Annotated in this window: 19 protein-coding genes and 1 pseudogene; 12 read left to right on the top strand and 8 right to left on the bottom strand. The window is 63.4% G+C overall.

Annotation, left to right across the window (positions count from 1 at the left end):
• The first annotated feature begins 476 nt into the window (after window positions 1–476).
• The 5 genes from OMP43_RS07325 (at window position 477) to OMP43_RS07305 (ending at window position 6,294) form a co-directional block, all read left to right on the top strand.
• Window positions 477–1,049 carry a hypothetical protein gene (locus OMP43_RS07325; protein WP_280279069.1) on the top strand — a complete coding sequence of 191 codons (573 nt, stop codon included), beginning with the start codon at window positions 477–479 and terminating at the stop codon, window positions 1,047–1,049.
• A gap of 67 nt (window positions 1,050–1,116) precedes the next feature.
• Complete coding sequence (locus OMP43_RS07320; protein ID WP_280279068.1) at window positions 1,117–1,569, top strand: hypothetical protein; 453 nt, start codon at window positions 1,117–1,119, stop codon at window positions 1,567–1,569.
• The gene (locus OMP43_RS07315) at window positions 1,569–4,100 is read left to right on the top strand and encodes a TcfC E-set like domain-containing protein (protein WP_280279067.1); all 2,532 of its coding nucleotides are present in this window, start codon (window positions 1,569–1,571) and stop codon (window positions 4,098–4,100) included. Before OMP43_RS07320 ends, OMP43_RS07315 begins: the two co-directional genes overlap by 1 nt.
• Window positions 4,088–4,795 carry a hypothetical protein gene (locus OMP43_RS07310; RefSeq protein ID WP_280279066.1) on the top strand — a complete coding sequence of 236 codons (708 nt, stop codon included), beginning with the start codon at window positions 4,088–4,090 and terminating at the stop codon, window positions 4,793–4,795. The genes OMP43_RS07315 and OMP43_RS07310 overlap by 13 nt, the downstream gene beginning before the upstream one ends.
• A 242-nt stretch (window positions 4,796–5,037) precedes the next feature.
• A complete protein-coding gene (locus tag OMP43_RS07305; RefSeq protein ID WP_280279065.1) occupies window positions 5,038–6,294 on the top strand; it encodes a site-specific integrase in 1,257 nt (418 codons plus the stop codon).
• Between the two features lie 53 nt (window positions 6,295–6,347).
• Here OMP43_RS07305 and OMP43_RS07300 read toward each other — a convergent pair whose 3' ends face one another.
• The 3 genes and pseudogenes from OMP43_RS07300 to OMP43_RS07290 all read right to left on the bottom strand — a co-directional run.
• Entirely contained in the window at window positions 6,348–7,136 is a 789-nt protein-coding gene (locus tag OMP43_RS07300; RefSeq protein ID WP_280279064.1) for a hypothetical protein, read from the bottom strand.
• Window positions 7,137–7,395: 259 nt separating this feature from the next.
• Window positions 7,396–7,788 carry a DUF6119 family protein gene (locus OMP43_RS07295; RefSeq protein ID WP_348538597.1) on the bottom strand — a complete coding sequence of 131 codons (393 nt, stop codon included), beginning with the start codon at window positions 7,786–7,788 and terminating at the stop codon, window positions 7,396–7,398.
• 71 nt (window positions 7,789–7,859) lie between these two features.
• Window positions 7,860–9,164: pseudogene (locus OMP43_RS07290) on the bottom strand (DUF6119 family protein); the annotation flags it as partial.
• A gap of 722 nt (window positions 9,165–9,886) precedes the next feature.
• On the opposite strand from OMP43_RS07290, the gene OMP43_RS07285 reads away from it, so the two are divergent.
• Genes OMP43_RS07285 through OMP43_RS07275 form a run of 3 tightly spaced genes read left to right on the top strand, consistent with a single transcriptional unit; the run spans window position 9,887 to window position 12,934 of the window.
• Entirely contained in the window at window positions 9,887–11,671 is a 1,785-nt protein-coding gene (locus OMP43_RS07285) for a ParB N-terminal domain-containing protein (protein ID WP_280279061.1), read from the top strand.
• Window positions 11,672–11,730: 59 nt separating this feature from the next.
• A complete protein-coding gene (locus OMP43_RS07280; RefSeq protein ID WP_280279060.1) occupies window positions 11,731–11,952 on the top strand; it encodes a sigma factor-like helix-turn-helix DNA-binding protein in 222 nt (73 codons plus the stop codon).
• A gap of 58 nt (window positions 11,953–12,010) precedes the next feature.
• Window positions 12,011–12,934, top strand: a complete 924-nt coding sequence (locus OMP43_RS07275) for a nucleotidyltransferase (protein WP_280279059.1) — start codon at window positions 12,011–12,013, stop codon at window positions 12,932–12,934.
• Here OMP43_RS07275 and OMP43_RS07270 read toward each other — a convergent pair.
• The gene (locus OMP43_RS07270) at window positions 12,885–13,292 is read right to left on the bottom strand and encodes a hypothetical protein (protein WP_280279058.1); all 408 of its coding nucleotides are present in this window, start codon (window positions 13,290–13,292) and stop codon (window positions 12,885–12,887) included. The two genes, OMP43_RS07275 and OMP43_RS07270, sit on opposite strands and share 50 nt — an antisense overlap.
• A gap of 307 nt (window positions 13,293–13,599) precedes the next feature.
• Here OMP43_RS07270 and rlxS point away from each other — a divergent pair, with 307 nt between their 5' ends.
• From rlxS to OMP43_RS07250, 4 genes are all read left to right on the top strand, one after another.
• Window positions 13,600–15,561 carry a relaxase/mobilization nuclease RlxS gene (gene rlxS / locus OMP43_RS07265; RefSeq protein ID WP_280279057.1) on the top strand — a complete coding sequence of 654 codons (1,962 nt, stop codon included), beginning with the start codon at window positions 13,600–13,602 and terminating at the stop codon, window positions 15,559–15,561.
• Window positions 15,562–15,636: 75 nt separating this feature from the next.
• A complete protein-coding gene (locus OMP43_RS07260) occupies window positions 15,637–16,062 on the top strand; it encodes a CopG family transcriptional regulator (protein WP_280279056.1) in 426 nt (141 codons plus the stop codon).
• Entirely contained in the window at window positions 16,059–16,493 is a 435-nt protein-coding gene (locus tag OMP43_RS22815) for a helix-turn-helix domain-containing protein (protein WP_348538594.1), read from the top strand. Before OMP43_RS07260 ends, OMP43_RS22815 begins: the two co-directional genes overlap by 4 nt.
• Window positions 16,494–16,682: 189 nt before the next feature.
• Window positions 16,683–17,396 carry a hypothetical protein gene (locus OMP43_RS07250; RefSeq protein ID WP_280279055.1) on the top strand — a complete coding sequence of 238 codons (714 nt, stop codon included), beginning with the start codon at window positions 16,683–16,685 and terminating at the stop codon, window positions 17,394–17,396.
• A gap of 16 nt (window positions 17,397–17,412) precedes the next feature.
• On the opposite strand, the gene OMP43_RS07245 is transcribed toward OMP43_RS07250, so the two are convergent.
• The 4 genes from OMP43_RS07245 to OMP43_RS07230 are packed head-to-tail and all read right to left on the bottom strand — an operon-like array spanning window position 17,413 to window position 22,127.
• Window positions 17,413–18,495 (bottom strand): MBL fold metallo-hydrolase, encoded by a 1,083-nt coding sequence (locus tag OMP43_RS07245; RefSeq protein WP_280279054.1) that lies wholly within the window; start codon window positions 18,493–18,495, stop codon window positions 17,413–17,415.
• A gap of 4 nt (window positions 18,496–18,499) precedes the next feature.
• Window positions 18,500–20,749, bottom strand: coding sequence for a ThiF family adenylyltransferase (locus OMP43_RS07240; protein WP_280279053.1), 2,250 nt, complete (start codon window positions 20,747–20,749; stop codon window positions 18,500–18,502).
• Entirely contained in the window at window positions 20,749–21,882 is a 1,134-nt protein-coding gene (locus tag OMP43_RS07235) for a hypothetical protein (RefSeq protein ID WP_280279052.1), read from the bottom strand. Before OMP43_RS07235 ends, OMP43_RS07240 begins: the two co-directional genes overlap by 1 nt.
• Window positions 21,883–21,941: 59 nt before the next feature.
• Complete coding sequence (locus tag OMP43_RS07230) at window positions 21,942–22,127, bottom strand: hypothetical protein (RefSeq protein ID WP_280279051.1); 186 nt, start codon at window positions 22,125–22,127, stop codon at window positions 21,942–21,944.
• Window positions 22,128–22,139: the final 12 nt, after the last annotated feature.

Here is a 22,139-nt window from a genome sequence, read left to right as displayed (position 1 = left end):
GCTGTCAGGTTGTTCCTGCGATATTAGACGCGCAATGAAGCTACCGGTCTAGGTGCAAATATGTATCAAAGTTGGGAAGGTTCGGAACCCGTCCAGCTCTTGATTTTCCGGCAATTTCCTCCGGATCGGTACTATTCCGCCGATGAATGTGTCGCAATTTTTCTCGTGGCGCGGGGGCGATCGCGGGGGCTCCGGTCCAGTGTGTTCGCCGTTCGTCGATCCCGGGCGGGCATGCCGTAAATTACGCTATTCCCATGGCAGGCGCCGGCGGCGGAATCCGGGGGCTTATGAATGCCATGGTGCGGCGAGGCCATGCGCGGGCGCGGTGGCGGCCGGGATTCTCATTCCGGCGCTAACTATCCTGATAATACGGATTTTACCGAGATCGCGGAGCGACGATAGCTTAATCCGGATTCTATAGTCTGGCGCCAGAAACGAGAAGTTTTCGTAGCACCTCAGGAACGAGGTAGAGTATGATGGCGACCAATATCGGCAAGATTTCCATCACCGTCCGCCGGGCTGCATATTTGTGCGCGGCGGCAGGGGCACTGACGGCGGGCCCGCCGGCATTTTCCTCCACCCAGGGAACGCTTGGCGCAACTTCGACGGGATCGGTCAGCATTACGGCGAGCGTCGCGAATCGCGCGCAGATCACCGGCCTGACCGACATCTCCTTCGCCGCCGTCGATCCGGCCACCGCGGCGACCAGCTCGCAGAGCGATTGCGTCTGGAGCAACACCGCGACCAAGGGGTACAGCATCACCGCGACCGGCAGTGGCACCAGTGGGGCGTTCACGCTCGCCAACGGCTCGCTGACCGTGCCCTATTCCGTGCAATGGGCGGCGAGCACCGGGCAGACCAGCGGCAGCGCGCTGACCGCGGGAACCGCGCTCGGCGGGCTGACCACGACCGCCGCCAACCCGACCTGCAGCACCGGCGCCGCGACGACCTCGAGCCTCATCGTCTCGATTTCCGCGCCGAACCTGCAGGGGATGGAGGCGGGAGTCAGCTATACGGGCACGCTGACCCTGCTGGTGACGCCGCAATAGCCCCTGGATGATCAGGGAGGGTCCGGCCATGCAGGGTCGCTCCCGTTCCCGATCCGTGGCGGCGGGGTTGCTCGCAACCATTCTCCTGGCGGCAATGCCCGTGCCGGCTTGCGCCCAGAATGTGCAGATAACGCAGCTCAGCGACGTGTCGTTCGGCACGATCGCCAATGTCGGCGCCGATCAGATTCGGAGCCAGTCGGTGTGCGCCTATAGCGGGCTGCTGGGAGGGCGCTATTCGCTGACGGCGACGGGATCCGGCGCCGGCGGCGCGTTCACGCTTGCCAGCGGTGCGAGCGTGCTGCCCTATGAAGTCCAGTGGAACGGCTCCGCCGCCGGGCAGAGCTCGGGCACCAACCTCGTATCGGGCACGGCGCTGACCGGGCAGACGGCGCTGCTGAGCTGTCCGATTCTCCAGACCACCAATTCAAGCCTCATCATCATCCTGCGCGGTGCCGCGCTGACCACGGCCACCGCCGGGAACTATAGCGGCACGCTCACCATCATGCTCTCGGCGAACTGATGCGGATGCGCCGCGCGATCGGCGGTGCGCTGCTCTCGCTGCTGGCCGCGGCGGGCATCGGTTCCATTCCCTCGGCAGCGGCGCAGGGCGACCGGCAGGTCGGCGGCGTCGAACGGGGTACTTCCTCGCCGGCAGGCCCGGCCAGGCCCGTGATGGTGACGGCCGCGATGCCCAGCGACTTCGCCGAGCTCGCGCAAACGCAAAGGCTGGTCGCCGACGTCTTTTTCGGCGGCACCCGGATCGGGCAGTTCGATGTCGAGGCCCGGCCCGGAGAGGTCCGGTTCGCGCGCCCCGAGAGCGTCGTCGCGGCGATCCCGAATGTCGCCGATGCCGGCGCCGTCACGCATGCCCTGACCGGCGTGCTGGATGCGAATGCGCGGTTCCTGTGCGCCGACACGTCCAGCCCCTGCGAAGCCCCGAAGCCCGAAGCGGCCGCGATCGTGTTCGATCCGCGGCGCTTCCGCATCGATCTGTATGTGAATTCGCGCCTGCTGGCGGTGCGCGCGGTGACTGCCGATCGCTTCCTCCAGCCCTATAGCAAGGGCCTGACCTTCGTCGACGTGGTGGGCGGGGCCATTGCGGGCGGCGACGGACAGGCGCTCAACTATAATTTCTACAATCGCGCGATCATCGGCGCCGGGAATGCGCGCCTCGTCTCCGAGGCTTCGGTCTCGTCCGGGCGCGGGCTCGATGTCGATACGCTCGCGGCCCAGCTCGACCGGCCGGGCACGCGGTACAGCGCGGGGCTGTTCTATGCGCCCGGTGCCGATCTGGTGGGCCGCAGGCGTATCCTCGGCGTCGGCATCGCCTCGCAGTTCGACACGCGGGCGGATCGGATGCAGCTGTTCGGCAGCCCGCTCGTCGTCTTCCTGGGCCAGCGATCGCGCGTCGACATCTATGTCGAGGGCCGGCTGGTGAGCTCGCACAGCTTCGAGGCCGGCAACCAGACGCTCGACACCGCCGCGCTGCCCGACGGCTCCTATCCGGTCGAGATCCGCGTCCAGGAAGCGAGCGGGGCGACGCGCATCGAGCGGCGTTTCTTCACCAAGAGCACTGCCATTGCCCCGGTGGGGCATCTTTCCTTCTTCGCCAATGCGGGCCTGCTGGCGGCGGACCGGAAGGACAAGTGGCTGTCCGTCGCGCGCGTGCCCCTGCTGACGGCGGGGCTGGCCGGGCGTGCCGGCCCCACCATCGCCTGGGACGCGACCGTGATGATGACGGACCGCAAGGCGCTGACCGAGGTCGGGATCACCTATCTCGCCCCCAATTTCCAGACGCGCCTCGCGGTGCTGGGATCGAGCGCGGGCGACTATGGCATTGTCGGGCAGGCGGGCTCCACGACGGGGGGCGCATTCGGCTATAATTTCGACTTGCGCTATGTGCACAGCCGCGATCGCGCGCCGCTGATCCCGCTTGCCGACTATGTCTATGACAATTTCTCATCGGCCAATCCTATTATTCAGGGTTTTCAGGGAGCTAGCGCGAACTTTGCCCAGGCGATCGGAAATGTCTCCTATTTCGTCGGCGGTGGGCAGATCGGCGTCAGCGCCTATCTGCGCCATGACGAAGGGCGCCCGACATCCTATGCGATCGGCCCGATGGTACGATGGACGGTGCTGCGCCGCCGGCAGCTCCAGCTCACCTTCAATGGCGCATATGCCGCTACAAACCATGGGCGATCTGTCGCATTCGGACTTCAATTACAGGTATTTGGAAACAGATCCTCATTCAGCGTGCAAACTGGCGCCCAGACCGGGCTCGGCGATCGGCAGCGCCGGCTGGACGATGTGGAGGAGGTGTCGGCCTCGATCCATCGCAGCGGGGTGCTGGGCGGCGAGTTCGATGCGTCGGGCACCGTCCAGCACAGCGGCGACGGCACCGTGCTCCAGGCCTCGGCCAGCGAGCGCAATGCCACCGGCTTTGCCTCGGCGAGCTTCGTCCACCGGATGGGAGGAACGGGCGGTGCCAGCCAATATGCCCTGACCGCGCAGACCGCGCTGGCGGCGGGCGGGGGGATGTTCCATATCGGGGCGCGCGACCAGAATGACAGCGTCATCAGCGTGGGGGTGCGCGGCAATGCCCGCGCCGCGCGCTTCGTCGTGCTGGTCGACGATGCGCCGCGCGGCGAGATCCGGACGGGCGAGCATCTGAACCTGGCGGTCACGCCCTATCGGCGATACAAGGTCCGGATCCGCCCGGTCGGCAGCGAACTGGTCAGTTTCGACGCGCAGACCCGATCGGTCGACGTCTATCCGGGCACGGTCGCCGCGCTGGACTGGAAGGCGAATCTGGTCCTGGCGATGTTCGGACGGCTGACATGGCCTGATGGCAGCCCCGTCGCCAATGCCGACATCGTCGCCGACGGCGCCGTCGCCGCGACCGACATGCGGGGCTATTTCCAGTTGCAGGCGCCGGGCAATGCGCAAATCATGGTGCACGCGACCGACGGCCGGACATGCCGGGCAACGCTCGACGCGAAACCCTCGCAGAACGACTATTCCGCAATCGGAGACGTCCAATGCCGACCTTGAAGCATTTCTCCCCGAACCCGCGCATTCTCGCCGTGCTTGCGGCGATGGGGCTGGCCGCGCTGCCGGCCAGGGCCGGGATCGTGCTCAGCCAGGCGGTGGTCGACATATTGCCGTCCGGCGCGATCGCGCAGGACATCGACATATGGAATGACGGGACCGAAGTCTCCTATGTGACGGTCGAGCCGGCCGAGATCGTGTCTCCGGGCCATCCGGGCGAAACCAGGACGCCGATCACGGATCCCGGCATCGGCGGGTTGCTCGTCACGCCGCAGCGGCTGATCCTGCAGCCCGGGGAGCACAAGCTCATCCGCATCGCGGCGATCGTGCCGCGCGGGGCGACGGACCGGATCTACCGCGTCGCCGTCAAGCCCGTGGCGGGGCCCGTCAGCGCGCCGGTCACTGCGTTGAAGCTGCTCATCGGCTATGACGTGCTCGTCATCTATCGTCCCGCGCGGCCGACAGTGAACGTCGTCGGCGAGCGCAGCGGCAATGTGCTGACGCTGCGCAATGCCGGCAACAGCAATGTCGAGGTCTATGAGGGAAGGCAGTGCAATCCCGCGCGGCCGACGGTGTGCGTGACGCTGCCGGCGAAGCGGCTCTATGCCGGACAGGTCTGGCAGCAGACGCTGGCCATGGCCGGCCCGGTCGATTATCGGATTGCGCAGGGCGCGCAGAGCACCCAGCAGCGTTTTTGAGAGGCGAGGAGGGCGGTGCGCCGGATGGCGGGAACGGCACGTTCCAGCCGCTGGTGACCCCTACGAGAATCGAACTCGTGTTTTCGCCGTGAGAGTACGGCCGGATGGGGGTCTGGCGGTCCAGGTGGACGCCTATGTATTCGTTGTAATTCAATCGGTTATGGAGATTTCGGTCCTTCCGCGTCCAGCCCAATTCTGCTACGGTTTTGCAGTAAATTTGCAGTAAGTCCGTGAGGCTGAGCATGGCGCGCATCATTCGCAACCAACGGCTCGACAGCAGGAGCGCGCGAGCACTGCTGCCGAAGCGCCACGCCCCCTATTGGCACCCGCTGACGCGGGGCAGGGCGCTCGGCTATCGCAAGGGCGCCAAGGGCGGTATCTGGATCGCCAAGTACCGCACCGCCGACGGCAAGCGTGAACAGCTGCTCCTAGGTCCCGCCGACGACGCCTTCGACGGCGAGACCTTCGACGTGCTGCGCTTCGCCGCCGCGCAAGGGAAGGCGCGCGACTGGTTCGAGGCGTTGGACCGCGACGCCGGCAGGCGGCGTCCGCGCTACACGGTCGAGGATGCCCTCGATGACTATATCGGCAACTTCGCCGGCAAGTCGCTCGAGAAGACCCGCTACGTCATTGACCGGCTGGTGCGCCCCGAGTTCAAGAATGTGCAGGTGAGCGACCTCACCACTGAGCGACTGCGCGAGTTCATGGCGAAGCTCGCTGCTCGGCGCTCGGTCTATCGCGCGAACAAGAAGGGCGTGCGCAAGGAGCGGCCTATCCGCGACGATGCCGCGCGGGTCCAGCAGGCGAACGCCAACCGTGCGTTCACGCCGCTTCGCGCCGCGCTGAACCGCGCGTTCGCGCTGGGCAAGGTCGCCGATGACACCGCCTGGCGCCGGGTGAAGCCGTACGCCAAGGTGAGCGCGCCTCGCATTCGATACTTCACCGGGCCCGAGATCCACCGGCTGGTCGAGCATGCGCCCGACTGGTTCCGGCCGCTGATCCAGGCCGCGTTGCTAACGGGCGCGCGCTGGTCCGAAATCCACCGCGTGCGCGTCCGCGATGTCGACTTGATGAGCGGTGTGCTGACGTTCCCGGACACCAAGAGCGGCAGGCCCCGCTTCGTGCACCTGAGCGATGAGGGCATCCAGCTCTTCCGTGGACTGTGCATGGGCAAGAGGACCGACCAGCTCGTCTTCCTGAACCAGCATGACCGCGAGCTCGGTACCTCGCACCAGATCAGGCCGATGCGCGATACGTGCGAGGCGGCGGGCGTGGAGCCTGCGGGGTTCCACATCCTTCGGCATACCTACGGATCCCGGTTGGCGATGGCCGGCGTGCCGATGGCAGTCATTGCGGAAGCGCTTGGCCATGCCGACGAGCGGATAACGCGCAAGCACTACGCGCATCTGTGCCCGTCCTACGTTCGCGACGCTGTGCGGGCAGGGCTGGGGGACTATGGCATTGTCCAGAAGCCAATAGGCCTGCGCTTGGTGCATTAGACAGTCGTGACGTGAATTCGCGGGGAGGCGGCCGGCAAGTACCTGCGCGCGAGTCAATCCATCCGAAGCGAAGCCAGCATCTCGCGGCCAGTACGAAAGGCGGTCTCACGGTCTGGTGATTCTGCGACTGCCTGCACCTCAACGAAGGTGGTCGAGAGCGTGGACAGCCAATCGACCGAAGGCTCCCACTCAATAGGATCGCCCGTGGTCAGCCAACCGGGCACGCCTGCACGCAGCACCTTGGTCTCGAGATAGAAGCGAGATCCCTCCAGCTTTCCCTTCCTCGCACCCTGCTCCGCTGTATAGGCCCGAGAGAACGCAAAGTTTGCCTGCAACTGCGGTACGATGTCGTTTACACGTCGGACCCGCCAAGCCGCCCCGACCGCCTCCCTGCGGGAGATCCGACCGTCGGCCAGGTCGCCGATGATCCTGGCAACGGCGTCGTTCTGTGCAAGAATCCCGCGGTTGCTTCCTTTCGCGCGCATTCCTGCCGCCAGCACTCCCCTCAAACCGTGCCCTCCCAGCCTCCGATCGGCGTCGGTGGTTTCCTGATACAGTTTCCAGCATCGCTCTACGAAGGGCCAGACGCGGTCCGTGACGGTCAGGCCAACGTCGCGATAAGCGACCACCCCGTCGTTAATGACAAGGGTCGGAAACGTGGTGCGGCTATGGGCCGCCACGACCTCTTGGAAACGGCGAAGTCGTCCCAACGCGGCCTTCGCCTCCGGGCACGTGGGGTCGAAACGGGCTTCGTTCAGCATCGCGCCGTAGCGGCGCAGGTCCAGCCAGAAGGCGAGCGACACGATGGCGTTGCTATCAGCGGTCGTGGTTCTCGTCACCATCGAGTCCATCTCCTCCGCGCCAATGCCTAGTTGGGAGCCGAGCGAGGCGCTAGTGGGGGCCGGGGAGGCGGGGCGGGACGCTGGTGGAGGATCGATGGCGTATCGCGCCGCTTCATGATTTGGGCCGATGCACGAACGATTGTGACGCGCGCTGACGTTTAGCCACAGATACAAGGTCCGCGCCTGAGTTGAACGCTGCCCGAGGGCGGGCCGTCGAAGCGCCCTCAACTCACGAGCCAGCAGGCACTATCGGTTCGTATTAGAGCTGAAGGCCGAGATCCGGCGCTGACGGCTTCTTCGGCTTGGTCGCCGCGACAGCTTTCATATACGGCTTGGTCTCTACTGGAACAAAGCGCAGAACGATATCTTGGTACTTGCAGATGTGCTGGAGCTGATCGTGCAGCAGTTTCAGCTCATACTGGGCCATGAAGGGGAGCTCGGAAGCAGTCGGCAGCTTCTTCTTTTTATCACACAGTATCCATAGGCACACACGATACCGGTCCCCGGAATTATCCTTCATATGCTCCGGGATGTGGTCCAAGTAGTTTTGCTTGGAGGGAGATGCGGATGTGCCGATATGCTTGCGAATCTCGCCGAGAAACGCCTGATCGCGTACGAAACTTTCGCAGTAGAAGCGGGTCTGTGCGAACAGGTAGCTAATCGATGACGAGCCGCCATAGGGCTTGCATTTACAATTCGCATCACCCCGTCGTCGGTGAGGTCGAGAATGTCACAGAACTCCTTATCCTTTCGACTGCTACCAATCCGCAATTTAGCCGTATCGAACTTGATACTCTTCGGCCGCCGCTTGCAAGCCTCGTCGTTGAAGATGCCTTCCCGGTTCTTCCCTTGCTTGGGATCAAAAATAGGGATGTCGATATAGAGAGCCTCGGCCGGTTCCTGGCGAACCTCCTTGGCTACGAAATCAACTACACTCTTGTAGAAGTCACCGGCGACAATCTTCCATTCACCATCGGTCAGGATGAAGTGCCGCTTACCGAGTTTATGCTCGAAGATGATGCAATCGTACAGGGACCACCACTTGTTCGAGAGTACACGCTCGTCGACGTGCGAATATGCCCAGATTCGCTTGTTGTGCAGTTTCTTGATTGTGAGCTGGCCGAGCTTCAAGGCCGCTTTGAGCTGAACGGGGTCCAGATGCGCATAGATATGATTTTCTGTGACCTCATGGTCGCTGTAGGAGAAGCTGAATTCCTCAGCGGCAAGGAACTCCGGAATCCAAAGCATGATCTGATCAACATCACCTGCCTGGAGAACTTTCAGTAGCTCTGCGTCCAGCAGTTCGACGTCTTCGTCAGCGGCGGGTTTGAAGTTTCGGTAGTTAGGAAAGAGCTTGGCGAAGTCGTCCTTCGCGTAGGCGGTGAGGAAGCTTTCGCAATGCTCGATCAGCTTCTCCCACGTCAGCTTCTCGCTTCCCATGCCCTTGAATGTCAGGTGATCGCGACCTTGAAGGGTGATCAAAGGGTTGTCCTTCAGATGTGCAGCCATCGATTTTAGGTCCTCAGCCTCGCTGAGACCAAAGACAAAGCTGTTCGTTGGCTGCCCCACCTGGCGGTCGATCAACGTAGGCGTGAGCGAGTGACTCTGTGTCCGGGTTTGGCGAATGCCCTCGTTCCCGCACAGGTTCATTGCGGTTCGAATACCGAAGTCACGCTCAAGCTGCTTACGTTGGAGCAAGGCCGAAGCGCTACGCCCGAATGCTGCGATAAGCTGCCGATCGTCGATAGTCAGACCGAGCAGAGCGTTGGCGTTCCTGCTCATCCCCGCAAATACGATTGGCGCTTCCAGTTGCTCATTCGCGAAATCCAGCCAAGGTGGATTTGCCTTGGGCGCCTCGCTCTCAAAATAGACGAAGCGACACAGTGTTCCTGAAACATTGAAATCAGCTTGAGTGAACTTCGCCTTCTTGACCACCTTATCCCAATCTAACGCACCCTCGAAACTCGTCTCCGGCTTCGCAAGGTAGATCGAGATTTGCGCGAGTTCGCGCTCGACGCCGTCCGCCATGAACCCCCTCCCCGGATATCGACTAATCCTCGTTAAGGACAGTATGCAGTGTTCTTCAAGATTTAGCCAAGTACTGCTTTTCTACGGACCTTGGGGATTGTGTCATTCGGGGTCTAATTTGGTATCACCGTTAACTGGGCTCGCTATGCCCGCTGCATCCTATTGGCGCCGCCCAATTCGCTTGAAGCTGCGAACAGGTAAGTCTCAGAACTTGGTGACGTTTCGGCGCTACGGCGCAACGGTGACCCAGCTTGATACTGTCGGCATCGGGACTAGAGCCGTCATCCGATCGTTCGTCCAAACGACTGCTTTCGAGGTGCCCGCCATCAGACCGAATGACCGCAAAGCGGCAGTGAGGGAGCAAGTGCAAAGAGCGTTTCGCGCCACCGGTGCGACCGTGCTCTATTCCGCTTCGCTCCACCGAGCCCTGGCAGGTCTCGGCCTCTGGCGCGGTGACGATCACATAACGCGGGGGCCGGCGGCACGCCGGCAAAGGCGGACAGCGCTTGCGCGCTGGCGTCGCCTGCCGGCCGCGGCCTAGGGGGGTGGGCGTCGCTACCCTCTAGTCCCGTCGCGGCGGGCCGCAACCCGCTGCGCGGGTCCTCCACGGTGTTTCGGCCCTGCGGGTGCTGCCCGCCGCTCAAGCGGGACTGCCGGTCCGCTCCTTACCGCCCACCCCCCTTTTCCGGGGCCGGTGCGGTGTTTGAAGAGGAGCAAGGACAATGGAACTCAAGCATATCGACATCGCCAAGCTGAGCGTCTCGCCCGTCAACATGCGTGCAGGCAGGAAGGCGTCGGACCTGACCAATATCCTGCCGTCTGTGCGGGCTCGCGGCGTATTGGTGCCGCTAATCGTGCGGGCCAAACCCTTTCCTGAGCCTGCCGAAGGAGGCAGCCCCGACACCTACGAGATCGTGGCGGGCAAGCGGCGCTACCATGCGGCGCTCGCAGTGGCCGGGGAGGGCGGGGACGTGGAGGCGCTGCCCTGCGCCGTCATGGACGCCGGGGACGACGCGGCGGCGCTGGAAGCTTCGCTGATCGAGAACATCGCGCGGCTGGATCCCGATGAGGTGACCCGGTGGGAGACCTTCACCCGGCTGGTCCGTGAGGGCCGCAAGCCGGAGCACATAGCCATCGTCTTCGGGCTGACCGACGTGCAGGTGAAGCGCACGCTGGCGCTGGGCAACCTGCTTCCACGTATCCGCAGCCTCTACCGCGAGGAGAAGATCGATGCCGTCACGGTGCGGCACTTGACCCTCGCGGCCAAGGCGCGGCAGCGCGAGTGGCTGGCGATGTTGGACGATCCGGAGACCCGGGCTCCGGTCGGGCAGGCGCTCAAGTCCTGGCTGTTCGGCGGCGCGTCGATCTCGACCAAGGTTGCGTTGTTCGACTTGGCCACGTTTGGCGGCGAGATCGTCGCCGACCTGTTCGGAGAGGACAGCTATTTCGCCAGCGCGGAGCAATTTTGGGAGGCCCAGAACGCCGCCATCGCCGAGCGTGCCGAGGCATATCGCGAGGCGGGATGGCGCGAGGTCGTGACCCTCGAGCCGGGTCAGTTCTTCCAGAGCTGGGAGCATGAAAAGCGCGCCAAGCGTAAGGGCGGCAAGGTCCATATCGCCATCGGCCATCGCGGCGATGTCGCCTTCCATGAAGGTTACATCAGCCTCAAGGAGGCGCGGATGCTCGCAAAGGGCGCGGCGGTCGAAGCCGCCGTCGAGAAACCGAGCAGGCCCGAGATAACCGCTGTCGGCAACGACTATGTCGATCGTCATCGCCATGCGGCGGTGCGGGCCAAGCTGGCAGGGTCCCCGGGAGTGGCGCTGCGGGTGGCGGTGGCGCACATGATCACCGGCTCGCCGCTCTGGTCGGTGAAGGTTCAGCAGCAGCGCAGCACCAGCGAGGTGGTGACCGAGAGCGTCGAGCTTTCCGCCTCGGAGACGGACTTCGATGCCAAGCGGCGCGAGATGCTGTCGCTGCTCGGCTTCGACGGCGACACCCCGACGCTCACCGGCGGGGAAGGGGAGAGACTGGCCGCGATGCTTGCCCGGCTCCTGCCGCTCGACGACGCGCAGGTGGTGTCCGTTCTCGCTATCGTCATGGCCGAGACCCTTTGGGCGCGTAGCGACTTGGTGGACCTGCTCGGGGCGCATCTCTCGGTGGACATGGCATCAGTCTGGCAGCCCGACGATGCCCTGTTCGACCTGATCCGCGACCGTGAGGTACTGCTCGCCATGGTCGAGGAAGTCTCGGACAGGCAGGTCGTCGCGGGCAATGCCAAAGAACCCGGCAAGGTTCTGAAGGCGATCATCCGGGACTGCCTGAACGGTACCAACGGCCGGACCAAGGTCGAGGGCTGGGTGCCCCGCTGGCTGCGGTTTCCCGCGTCCAGCTACACGTCGCGCGGCGGTGTCGGTGCTGCCGATCGCTCGGTCGCGGTGGCGTCGCTGGTCGCCCCGGAGCCGGGGACGGCGGAGCCGCACATCGAGCCGGTCCGCGAAGCCGCGTGATCATTCTGTCCATGCCAGCGACGCCCAGGTGCCGCTGGCTCCCTCCCGGAGCTTGGATCATGGAACAGGAACTTCCACTCGCAGAGGCCCTCCGGCGCATCCAGCGCGCGCTGGACACCATGGACGCACTGCCTCGTGCGGTGTTCGATCTGCATCGTTATCGCGATCTGGATTATCACCGGATCGCGGTGGAACTGGACATCAGCGTCGCGGAGGTGGAGCGCCAACTTGCCGCCGCGATGCTGCATATCCTCCGCTGCACGGACGGCGGCGGGCCTTGAGCCCACCGCTTTTCCTTCTGCGCTTGGTATTCTAAGCCATTGGCATGAGACTGAAGCCATGAAGACCAGCCTCGATCATCTGCCGCCTGCTAAGCAGCGCGAGCTGGAGCGCGTCGTCCAGGTCCTGTTCGAGGAGTTCGACGACGCGAGGGCCATCGCGACGTCTGACTGGAAGAAGCAGGCGCGCATCCTCAAGGTGATCCTGTACGGCAGCTATGCGCGGGGCGGCTGGGTCGATGAACCACACACGGCCAAGGGCTATCAGTCGGATTTCGACCTGCTCGTCATCGTCAACAACGACAAGCTGACCGACCGCATCGAGTTCTGGGCCACCGCTGAGGACCGCCTCAACCGAGAACTCGCGATCACCAAGACGCTGCGGACCCCGGTCAATTTCATCGTTCACACGATGCACGAAGTTAACGATGGGCTCGCCCACGGGCGCTATTTCTTCATGGACATCGCTCGCGACGGCATCGCGCTTTACCAGAGCGAGGACACCGAGTTCCACGAGCCCAAGCCGAAGACGCCTGACCAGGCGCTCGCGATGGCGCGGGAGTATTTTGGCGACTGGTTCCCGACCGCAGCCGGCTTTAGACGGAACGCTGGCTATGCCGAGCGGGACGGCGACCTTAAACTCGCGGCTTTCCTGCTGCATCAAGCAACGGAACGCCTCTACCATTGCGTCCTGCTCGTCTGCACTTTCTACACGCCACATGTGCACAATCTCGGGTTCCTGCGTACGCAGGCCGAGCGCATTGATTCGCGCCTCATCGATGCATGGCCCCGCGACAATCGCACTGATCGTGCCCGCTTCGAGAAGCTGAAAGAAGCCTATGTGAAGGCGCGCTACTCGAAGCACTACCGCATCGCGGCCGAGGAACTTGCGTGGCTGGGTGAGCGCGTCGAGGCGCTCGGTCAGGCCGTGCAATTCATTTGCGAGGAGCGCATCGCGGCATTGGAGCGCAGCGCTGCCGCTTAAGCGGCCATTCTCGCATTGTCACTGAACGGAAATCGCGCTGCGTTCGGTGCGTCTCGCTGCCTTCCGGGCAGCGCGTATCTGTGACCACTGCGATGCTGATCCACTCGATTTTCCAGGCCAGATCGATCACGTCGCCGCGCTCCGCGCGGCCGATCTTGGTGATGCCAGCACCTTCTACGACGATCGCGAAACGATACTCCTCCAGCCAGGAATCGTAGCTTCCGCGCACCAGCGTTCCGTCCGAGATCGCGATCGCAAAGCCATCATCCAACGCACGTGCCGAGAGGCGAATCTCGTCTTCGACATCGCCGGAAAGCTTCAGCCGGGCATTCTCAAGCGGTGCGATTCTGATCGACATATCGGCCCTTCCTTGGCGACTCGGAAAGCCATCAGATTTAGAACATATCAGGAACAGTGGGAGGAGCGGTCAGGGCGCTGGGAGAGGAGGAAGGTAAGGCAAGTTAAAAGCGGTGCCTCCACGAGGCGCCGGAAGTGGCGTCTGCACGTCGTTTTCTATGGAGGCATGCCCATGGCCATGCCTCCAATTGTTGGGGTGATCCTTCGAAACACTAGCATTTCTGCGGCTCTCCGAGGTTGTCGATTGGAGGCCCTTGAAGGGCCGTCCTGGCACACCCTCATCTGACGCTTTTCAGTGAGGAAGCGTCATGGCCCAGGATGATTTCGAGCTTTGGTTAGGGCACATCGGCAAGGATCGTCCGTTCGCGCAACAGGTCCGCAAGGCCGCCAATCTCGCCGGCGGCGCGCACCGATCTTCGGCCGCCCGGGCGCGGCGCTTCGACGGCAGCCGCATCGGGCGTGGCGCCGGTGTTGGACGGGTGCTTGGATCGTCCGATCGCTTCGCCGGATTTAGGGGGCGCCGCGTGGTCGTGAAGGCGCGGTTCGTGAAGCTTGCCGGCAAGGGCGCCAAGGCGGCCGTCGCGCACCTGCGGTACCTGCAGCGGGACGGCACCACGCGAGAGGGCGAACGCGGCACGCTTTATTCCGCTGATCGCGATGTCGCCGATGGCAAGGCATTCCTCGAACGCGGGGCCGGCGACCGTCAGCAGTTCCGCTTCATCGTCGCACCCGAGGACGGCGCGCAATATGAAGATCTGAAGCCGCTGGTGCGGCGCTGGATGGCCCAGGTCGAACAGGACCTCGGCACCAAGCTCGAATGGGTCGCTGTCGACCACTTCAACACCGGCCATCCGCATAGCCATGTCTTGGTCCGCGGCATCGACGATCGCGGCAAGGATCTGATCATCGCCCGCGAGTATATCAGCCGGGGCCTCGCCGGGCGCGCCACCGAGTTGGTCAATCTCGACCTTGGACCGCGAACCGATCGCGAGATCCTCGCGGCAAGCCGGCGCGAGATTGCGCAGGAGCGATTCACCAATATCGACCGCAAGCTGGTGCTCGCGCGTGAGGCCGACGGGCTGGTGTCGTCGTGGCACAGCGATGGCATCGAGCAGAGCCTGCGCGCCGGGCGCCTCGGCACGCTGGCGCGCATGGGGCTGGCGACGGAGGAAGCGAAAGGACGCTACCGGCTCGCCGACGATCTGGAGGAGGCGCTCCGCACCATGGGCCGGCGCGGCGACATCATCGCCGCCATGCACGAGCAGATGAAGCAGCGGGCGCCTGAAACACCACCGCAGGACTATGCGATCTACGATCCAACCGAGGGCAAGGCGCTGGTCGGTCGCGTCGTCACGCGCGGGCTCTCCGACGAGCACAACGATCACCACTACATGATCGTCGCGGCGACCGACGGGCACAGCCACTATGTCGAGCTCGGCGATCGGGCGCTTTCGGAGATGCTAGAGCATCCAGAGATCGTGAAGGTGAACCCGGTGGTGCCGACCGTCCGTGAGGCGGACCGCATCACTGTCGAAGTCGCCTCGGCCAATGATGGAATTTATAGCGTCGAGCGGCATCTTCGCCACGATCCGACCGCGACCCGGCGCTTTGCCGAAGCGCATGTGCGGCGGCTCGAAGCAATCCGGCGGACCCGAGGGGAGGTCGAGCGGTTGCCCGATGGTAGCTGGAAGATCGCGCCCGATCATCTCGACCGGGCGCTGGCGCACGAGCGCAGTGCGGCTGCCGCGCGGCCGGTCGAGGTCGCAACGCTGGCCGAGCGCCCGTTAGCCCAGCTCGTCCGTCACGACGGCGTGACTTGGCTCGACGAGCAACAGGCGACGAAAGAGCCCGAGGCCCTTGAGCGCGGGTTCGGGGCAGAGGTGCGGCGGGCAATGGCGCTCCGTCGTCAATGGCTGATCGGGCAGGATCTCGCGTGGCGCGACGGAAACCTGATCCACTTCCGCCCCGGCATGATGGCCGAGCTTCATCGACGCGAGCTGCATCAGGTAGCCGGGCAGATCTCGAAGGAGATGGGGCTCGGCTATGTCGAGCATCGCGGCGGAGCGATCGAGGGCACGTATCGCAAAGCGGTGCAGGTTGGTATCGCGAAATATGCGGTGATCGAGAAATCTAAGGAGTTCACGCTCGTGCCCTGGCGCCCGGTGCTCGAGAAGCAGATCGGCCGTCGTGTCGCCGGGGTCGAGCGCGCTGGTTCCATAAGCTGGACGTTCGGACGCCAGCGCTCGGGTCCGGAGATGGGCGGGGTCTGAGATGCCTCGAAAACGCATCTGGAGGCACCAGCGAGGTACTGTTTTCCGAACGAAGAAGCGCGGACTCTGCGTCTCATGCAGACGAGCAAGACCCGCCACCAATTCTACCTTCCCGATGAACTGTCGGCGAAGCTCGATGCGATGGCGGCGCAGCCCGGCTCGTCCAAGACCGCGATCCTTACCGATGCGCTGACCGCCTGGTTCGATCGCCGCGCCGGCCACGAACTGGACCAGCGGTTCGGGACGCGGCTCGACCGCCAGAACCGGATCGCCGACCGGACGGAGCAGAAGCTCGATTTCCTCACCGAGGCGCTCGGGTTGTTCGTACGTTATCAGCTTACCCTCACCGCGCATCAGCCGGCGTTCGATGCCGAGACCAACCGGCTTGGCCGCCTTCGCTACGACGAGTTCATGAAGCGCGTCGGCCGGATGCTCGCCCGCGAGGCGTCGACGCAAGGCTTATCCATCGTCAATTCCCCAGAAATGGGGATAGACAAATGAAGGAAGGCATCATGCACCACTTGCCACGTCGCCCGCGCAGTAATCTGTCGCCCATCACGCTCAGGATTGCGGACGCATGCCGCATCACCGGCATTAGCCGCTCGAAGTTCTATGAGCTGATCAAGGCTGGCGAGATTGAGGTGATCAAGGTGGGCGCGATCACCCTCGTGCCGATGTCCGGCATCCAAGCACTGCTAGAGCGTGGCCGCGGACGGATAGCCGAACGCGAGCGATGCAGTCTGGCTGATGCGATGCACCCTTTTCTGGCAAACGCTATACTGACGGCGAGCATCGCCGGAACATCTGCATCAGTTCGCCATGACTTATTGTCGAAGGATGGTGGAACGCGATCGAAGGCAGAGGACGGCATCGTTGAGCGAATGATCGCGGCGCTCTACGCGCCGCATGACGAAACGAGCGAGGCAGCCTGACGGCGGAATTTCCATCATCACAAGGGCAATTCCTGCTTGGTGTGGATCCGCACTACTAACCCATGGTTCAGGCAATTTTCATTAGGCAAGGTCGAACTCGGGAGGGCCGTGAAATGTCGGACACCGTGTTCAAATTAAATCACAGCCACGGTATTGTCCTGGGCTTGAACCCCGCTCAGGAATTTCCCCATGAAGGACTGGTTCCCGTTTACCAGCTATGATTTCTACGCTTATTTGACAGCGGGGATGGTAACGCTGGCTGCAGTCGACCGCGCGTTCTTTGACTCAATGCTCGCCAGCCAAGCGAGCTGGACGGTGGTGAATGGCGCGTTCTGGACCGCGATTTCCTATCTGATAGGGCAGATACTCGCGATACCCTCATCGACGCTTCTCGAACATTTGTTGGCCCGTAAATGGCTGCGTTCGCCTTCACGAATCCTGCTAGGATTGGACGCGCCGCGATGGCGCGAGATTTGTGTTCGTTGGGCGTTCGGCGCGCGTGAATACGAACCGCTTCCCACGGCCACGCGCAACAGCGTGCTTCGAAAGATTGCGGCGGCTCTGTCGGTGCCAGTGGCCAATGTGGACGGAGAGGTAGCGTTTCACTGTGCGTTTCCGCACGCGCGGAGTGTCTCCGATAGCGCCACTCGCCTCGACAATTTCATGAACCAATACGGCATGTGTCGAAACGTCTCTTTTGCTTCGACGATTGCGGCTGTGCTGATGACCTGGCGGGCAGCCCATACCTGTGATCGGCTTGACTGGTCGCTCGCGATCGCTGCCATGATATTGGCGATCGGTTTGTTCGGTCGGTTCGTTAAATTCTATGCAGCCTATGGGCGCGAGGTATTTCGTACGTACGATAAGGTCGTATCACTACCGCCGGCCCCGGTCGCTCCGTAATCTCCAGGAAGCCTACTTATTCCTCATAGGCCTCGGGATAGGGGCGATGCGGTAGTGGCCCCCATCCTAGCCGCTCGGGAGCGTTCCATTGGGTGCGTACGTCGCCATCTTCCGTAGTAATGAAGCGTGCGCCTCGATGCAGGAACGCCCGCTCGACGGATTTGCGAGGATGGTCCGGATCGGCCTTGGCCGAACTGCACACGGCGGTGAACACTTCATACCCCTCGGGTAGTTGCCGGTCCAGACGAGGTCCCAGCCACCGGTCGAGAAGCTCCGTCGATACATTGCGGCGCGAGCCGTGATGCGGGACTTGGAATCGGTGCACGCCCGGCAGATTGATGCCGGCGGTCGGAGCAAAGTCCGCCGCCTCTGCAAGCGCCTGGCGCCCTGCATCTCCGGTGAGTACGATACGCTGGCCACCGATGATGGCCGCCTGGACCACGCTCATCTCGTTCTCCGCACTGGTCTCTCCTGTGGAGAAGACCTCATATCCCCAGGCGCCGCGCGCAAAATTGACCACCGCTTTGCCGAACTGGGCGATCTCCTCGAACAATGCCGCGATGGCATCCCGCTCATCGCCCACCTCAGGCGTCTTATCCGACGTCAACAGGCAGTCGATATAGCGTTGGGGAGAGGGAGCGAGCACCGTGAATGCACCGATCCGGGCACCCTGAAATGGTTCGGCGATCGGGATGTCGCGCTCGATGGCAATGCGCTCCAGATCCGCGATATAGGGATAGAGCGCTCGCAGTCGGCTCGCCAGCCGCTCGGCCGAATTGTAAGTCGTAAAATATGGCAACAGGGCCTCGGCATAAATCCAGGGACGCAACATCCACAGTGTGCCGACATTGCATCTCTCGATGACGCCGCGCAGCCCGCACGCGTGATCGCCATCGGGATGAGTTACGACGACATGGTCGATTGGCTTGTTGTCATAATGGGTGACGATATGGGCGATGATCCGCTCTGACATCGCGTCGAAGCCACCATCAACTACATGGATCGCCCGCTCGCCAGCGATCTCATAACGAAGAGCGATGGCATCGCCGCTCTTGCGGGTTTCGACGTCGAGAAAGTCGATTTCGAAGAAATCTGGCATGGGATCAGGGAAGCTTCAGATGGGCCTGGACATCGCCCTCGGCGGCGATGACGATCAGGGTTGGGCTCAGCGTCGCGGCGTCCCGCGCATGATGTTCCATCATCGTGGTATAGTCGCGCCCGGACATGCTTGCGGACCCGTTCGGATGGCTGTGCCAGGTACCGCAGAGATAGATACGGCCCCGTGTCTTCCGCAGGAGCCGACGCTCCTCCAACGTGGTGCCGGCCGGGCCGAGTTGGAGCGATGTCGGCGTCGCAACCGAACCCGGCGGGAGCGTCGTTGCCAGAGTTACCGTAATCGCTTTCTGGTTCGGGTCCCAGGCGCCGTAAAGATACCCACCCGCCTCGGCGGGCAGCGCCTCCGCCCGCGCGGCAGTGATGCGCTCCAGCGCCGGTCCGGCAATCCTGATGCTCCACTCCGGCTCGGTCGCAGGCACGAGCGTCGTAAAACGGGGAACGGCCAGCCATTGCCATCCCGTCGGACGATAGCTTTCGTCGACGGGGTTGATGGCAATCCCCGCTTGCGTGCGATCGCCGAGGATCGTTGCGGTAGCGACCGATGCATGCTGTTCGATCGCGTGAAGCGGCAGGTGGATGGTCTGTGAGGTGCAGCCGAATCCGGCCAGTAGCGGATCGGGACCGAGCGGATGCATCTCTTCATGTTCGAGCCAGGCCGCCACGGCCGGGTTTTCCGGCGCCGAGGTAACCAATGCCCGCATCATGTCGGCGAGGCCGGGGCCGTTCGGAGGCGCGACGAACGTCACGCCCAGACGTCCTTCATGGAACATCTCGGTCCGGATGACGGAAAGCGATGCCTTGCCTCGGAGTTCGTCGAGGCGAAGGCGGACCCGCTCGTCGGCCGTCGCGTCGATCACCAGGCGGTTCTCGATCGCCGCGGCGAGTTCATCGACCGGGATCTCCGTCACGTCCCGCTGTATCGCTTCCACCTGGAGCGACATCTCGCGGACAAGGCCATGCATGAGGCCGGATACGGCATCGCCCTTCGGCTTGTAGAGGCTGTCGGTGTCCGCCGTATGCCTGGTCAGATTGTGGGGTCGCAGGAGGTCGTGATCATAGATCACGGCGTCATCCAGCCCGGAGCGTGCGAGATGATTAAACACTGCGCTACCGATGGCGCCGCCCCCGAGCAGTGCGATGGCTGGCATGGGATCGACGCCGGCAACCCATCGGTAGAGTTCCGGGCTACCGGGATAGTCGCCGATGATCGTCTCGACCCTCGCATCGGGGGCGACGATCTCCTTGAGCAAATCTTGGGATACCCGGAAGGCGCGCAATTCAAGGCGTCGCGCTTCGGGATTCTCGGAATAGCCGAAAAATTCGCGCATGATCGGCTCAGGCCGCCATATGCCGAGTACCACGACCAATCCCTTGCCGCCTGCCGGCTCGCGCTCGCACTTGCAGTCGATATCTCGTCGGAGCAGGTCGCCGATTGCTGCGTCGAACGCTTTGTCGACCCCGATGCGCTTCATCCCGTTGAGCAACTCGCCGCCGGTTCGCCAGTCGTCGAAGATCGGATCGCTTTCGGGAGTGACCGTCTTTGGCCACAGGAAGATCCAGGGTATGCCACGCCGCTTGCCACCTGCATTCTTGTTGCGAAAGGCGAGGGCGTTAGCCATGTCGTCGGGCGCGATGATCTGAGGGAATACTGAAACGAAGCGCCTCCCAGCCACCTCGATGTTGATCGCGGTGCCCATGGCGACACCGTCCTCCAGATTGGCCTGCGCATGATCCTGAAAGAAGTGCGGGATGACCTCCCCACCGCAAGGCTGCTGGCCGATGCCGAAAGGTACCGGCTCCCAGCCGTCGATCGTCAGAGTCCCGGTCTTCGCGTCTCGTAGGAACTTGCGCAGCCGTTCCATCACCGCCTCGATCCCGACGCGCTCATAGAGCGGCTGCAGCCCGCCCAAAGCAAGACAAGGAGCGGCCGGACCGCCAGGGCCGGTGGAACATAGATGCACTAGGTCGCGCGGAAAGTCCTGGCGCTTGCAGAGCACGTGCGAGGGGGCCGTCTCGCCGAACCGACCGCCGTGCTTGTAGACAAAACAAATGCGCTCCACGTCACGGATGTCCGCGACGGGCGCATTTACCGTCGGCTCGCTGGCAATGTCGAACTCGAGCACCTCGCCGTCATCCGCAACCAGCAGCTCGAGCGAGCCCGCCACCACCCCCGCCGAGATCTCGATCCGCCGTGCTTCCAACTGATGGGAATAGGCGCCGCCTTTGGGGTCTGCCATCAGCCGTATCCGCCCCCGCCGCCGACCGACCCGCCACCACCGCCCAAGCCAACGGTCGCCGGCGCACTGGTCGCGGCGAGGCTGGGGCCGGTCGCATTGAGATTGAACACGATATGCGCCGGCTTGTCGCTTGCGGCATTGCCACCCGTGCAGCGGAAGCGCGCCCTCACCGCATCGGTCACCTCGCCGCCACGCGCGAGGATGCGCAGGTAACGCAGCTTGGCGTGATAGGACGGCGGGGTGCCGCCGCCGCGAATAACTCGTCGGCTGCTTGCGATGACATAGCCGTCGCCCCGCTGTTCGCCCAGTGCAGTCAGAGCCTCCGCAGACTCCTCGAACTCTTCGTCGATGCAGCCGCCGTTCCACACGCGACCGATCGAGCGGCGCGAGCAATGATGCGGCGAGATCAGGATATGCCATGCGAGATGATCGGGGTTCTTGGCATGAACCTCGGCCTCCAGGCGCTCCAGCACCTCGACCGACGTGTCGCCTGCGATCAGGATATGGTTCTTCCCCCAGCTTCGCGTCACGGACCACTGGATGACGAGGCTGGTCGGATTGGACGAGGTCTGAGCGCAGCCCTCTTCGGCCTTGGGAATGTCCCATTCGGCGGGCGTCGGCGCGAGCAGGCGCCATTCCAGCCCGCTCGTGACGGTCCCTGTCGTGTGTGTGGTGGTGTCCATGATGACCAGGCGGTTGCCGGCGAGGTCCGCCTGCCAGCTTCCCTGCAAAGCCTTGCGCCGCTTTATCTCGTCGACCAGCGGCTTCGACTGCGCAGTCTCATAATGAGGATTGGCGCCATAGGGCGAACACCAGATCTCATCGACGATGATCTTCGGCTCACCATCCTCCGGATCGGCGACCCAATCTCCGGGCGGACCGCAGTGGAAGACCTCGCAGAACCCGCCGACATGGTCTTTGTCGGGATGCGTCGAGACGAAGATGTCGAGATGGTTGTTGCCGCATGCCTTCCGGATGTCGGGCGCAAAGTCCGGCACGTCGTCATTCGTGTCGTCCTGTGCGCCGCCCGCCCGGTAGTGGATGTCGGTCAACACGGTCTTGTGGTGCGCCTCGAGCAGGATGCTATCACCGCAGCCAGCCGCGAATGCCGTCAACTTATAGTCACCGCGCATCGAGGCGCCTCCGTTTCGTTGGGTGCTGTATCTTTCAATCGGTCAGGCGTGCGTCGCCGTTAGTCCGCGCCATCGCGCCCGTCGGGTTCGCGCGCGACACCCTTGAACGGCGTGCCATCGTTCTTGACGCCCATCAGGTGACCCGTGCCTTCGTCGCGCTTCTGCCAATGCCCATCGGGACGTTGGAACTGGGTGCGGCCAGTCACCGCGCCGCGTCGAAAGCCGTTGCCAGTATTTTTCGCCATAATTTCTGCCCT

This window comes from Sphingomonas sp. CBMAI 2297, from assembly GCF_029870595.1.
Taxonomy (GTDB): Bacteria; Pseudomonadota; Alphaproteobacteria; order Sphingomonadales; family Sphingomonadaceae; genus Sphingomonas.
Note: the sequence above shows the minus strand (reverse complement) of the source record. Positions and strands in the feature narration are given on the sequence as shown.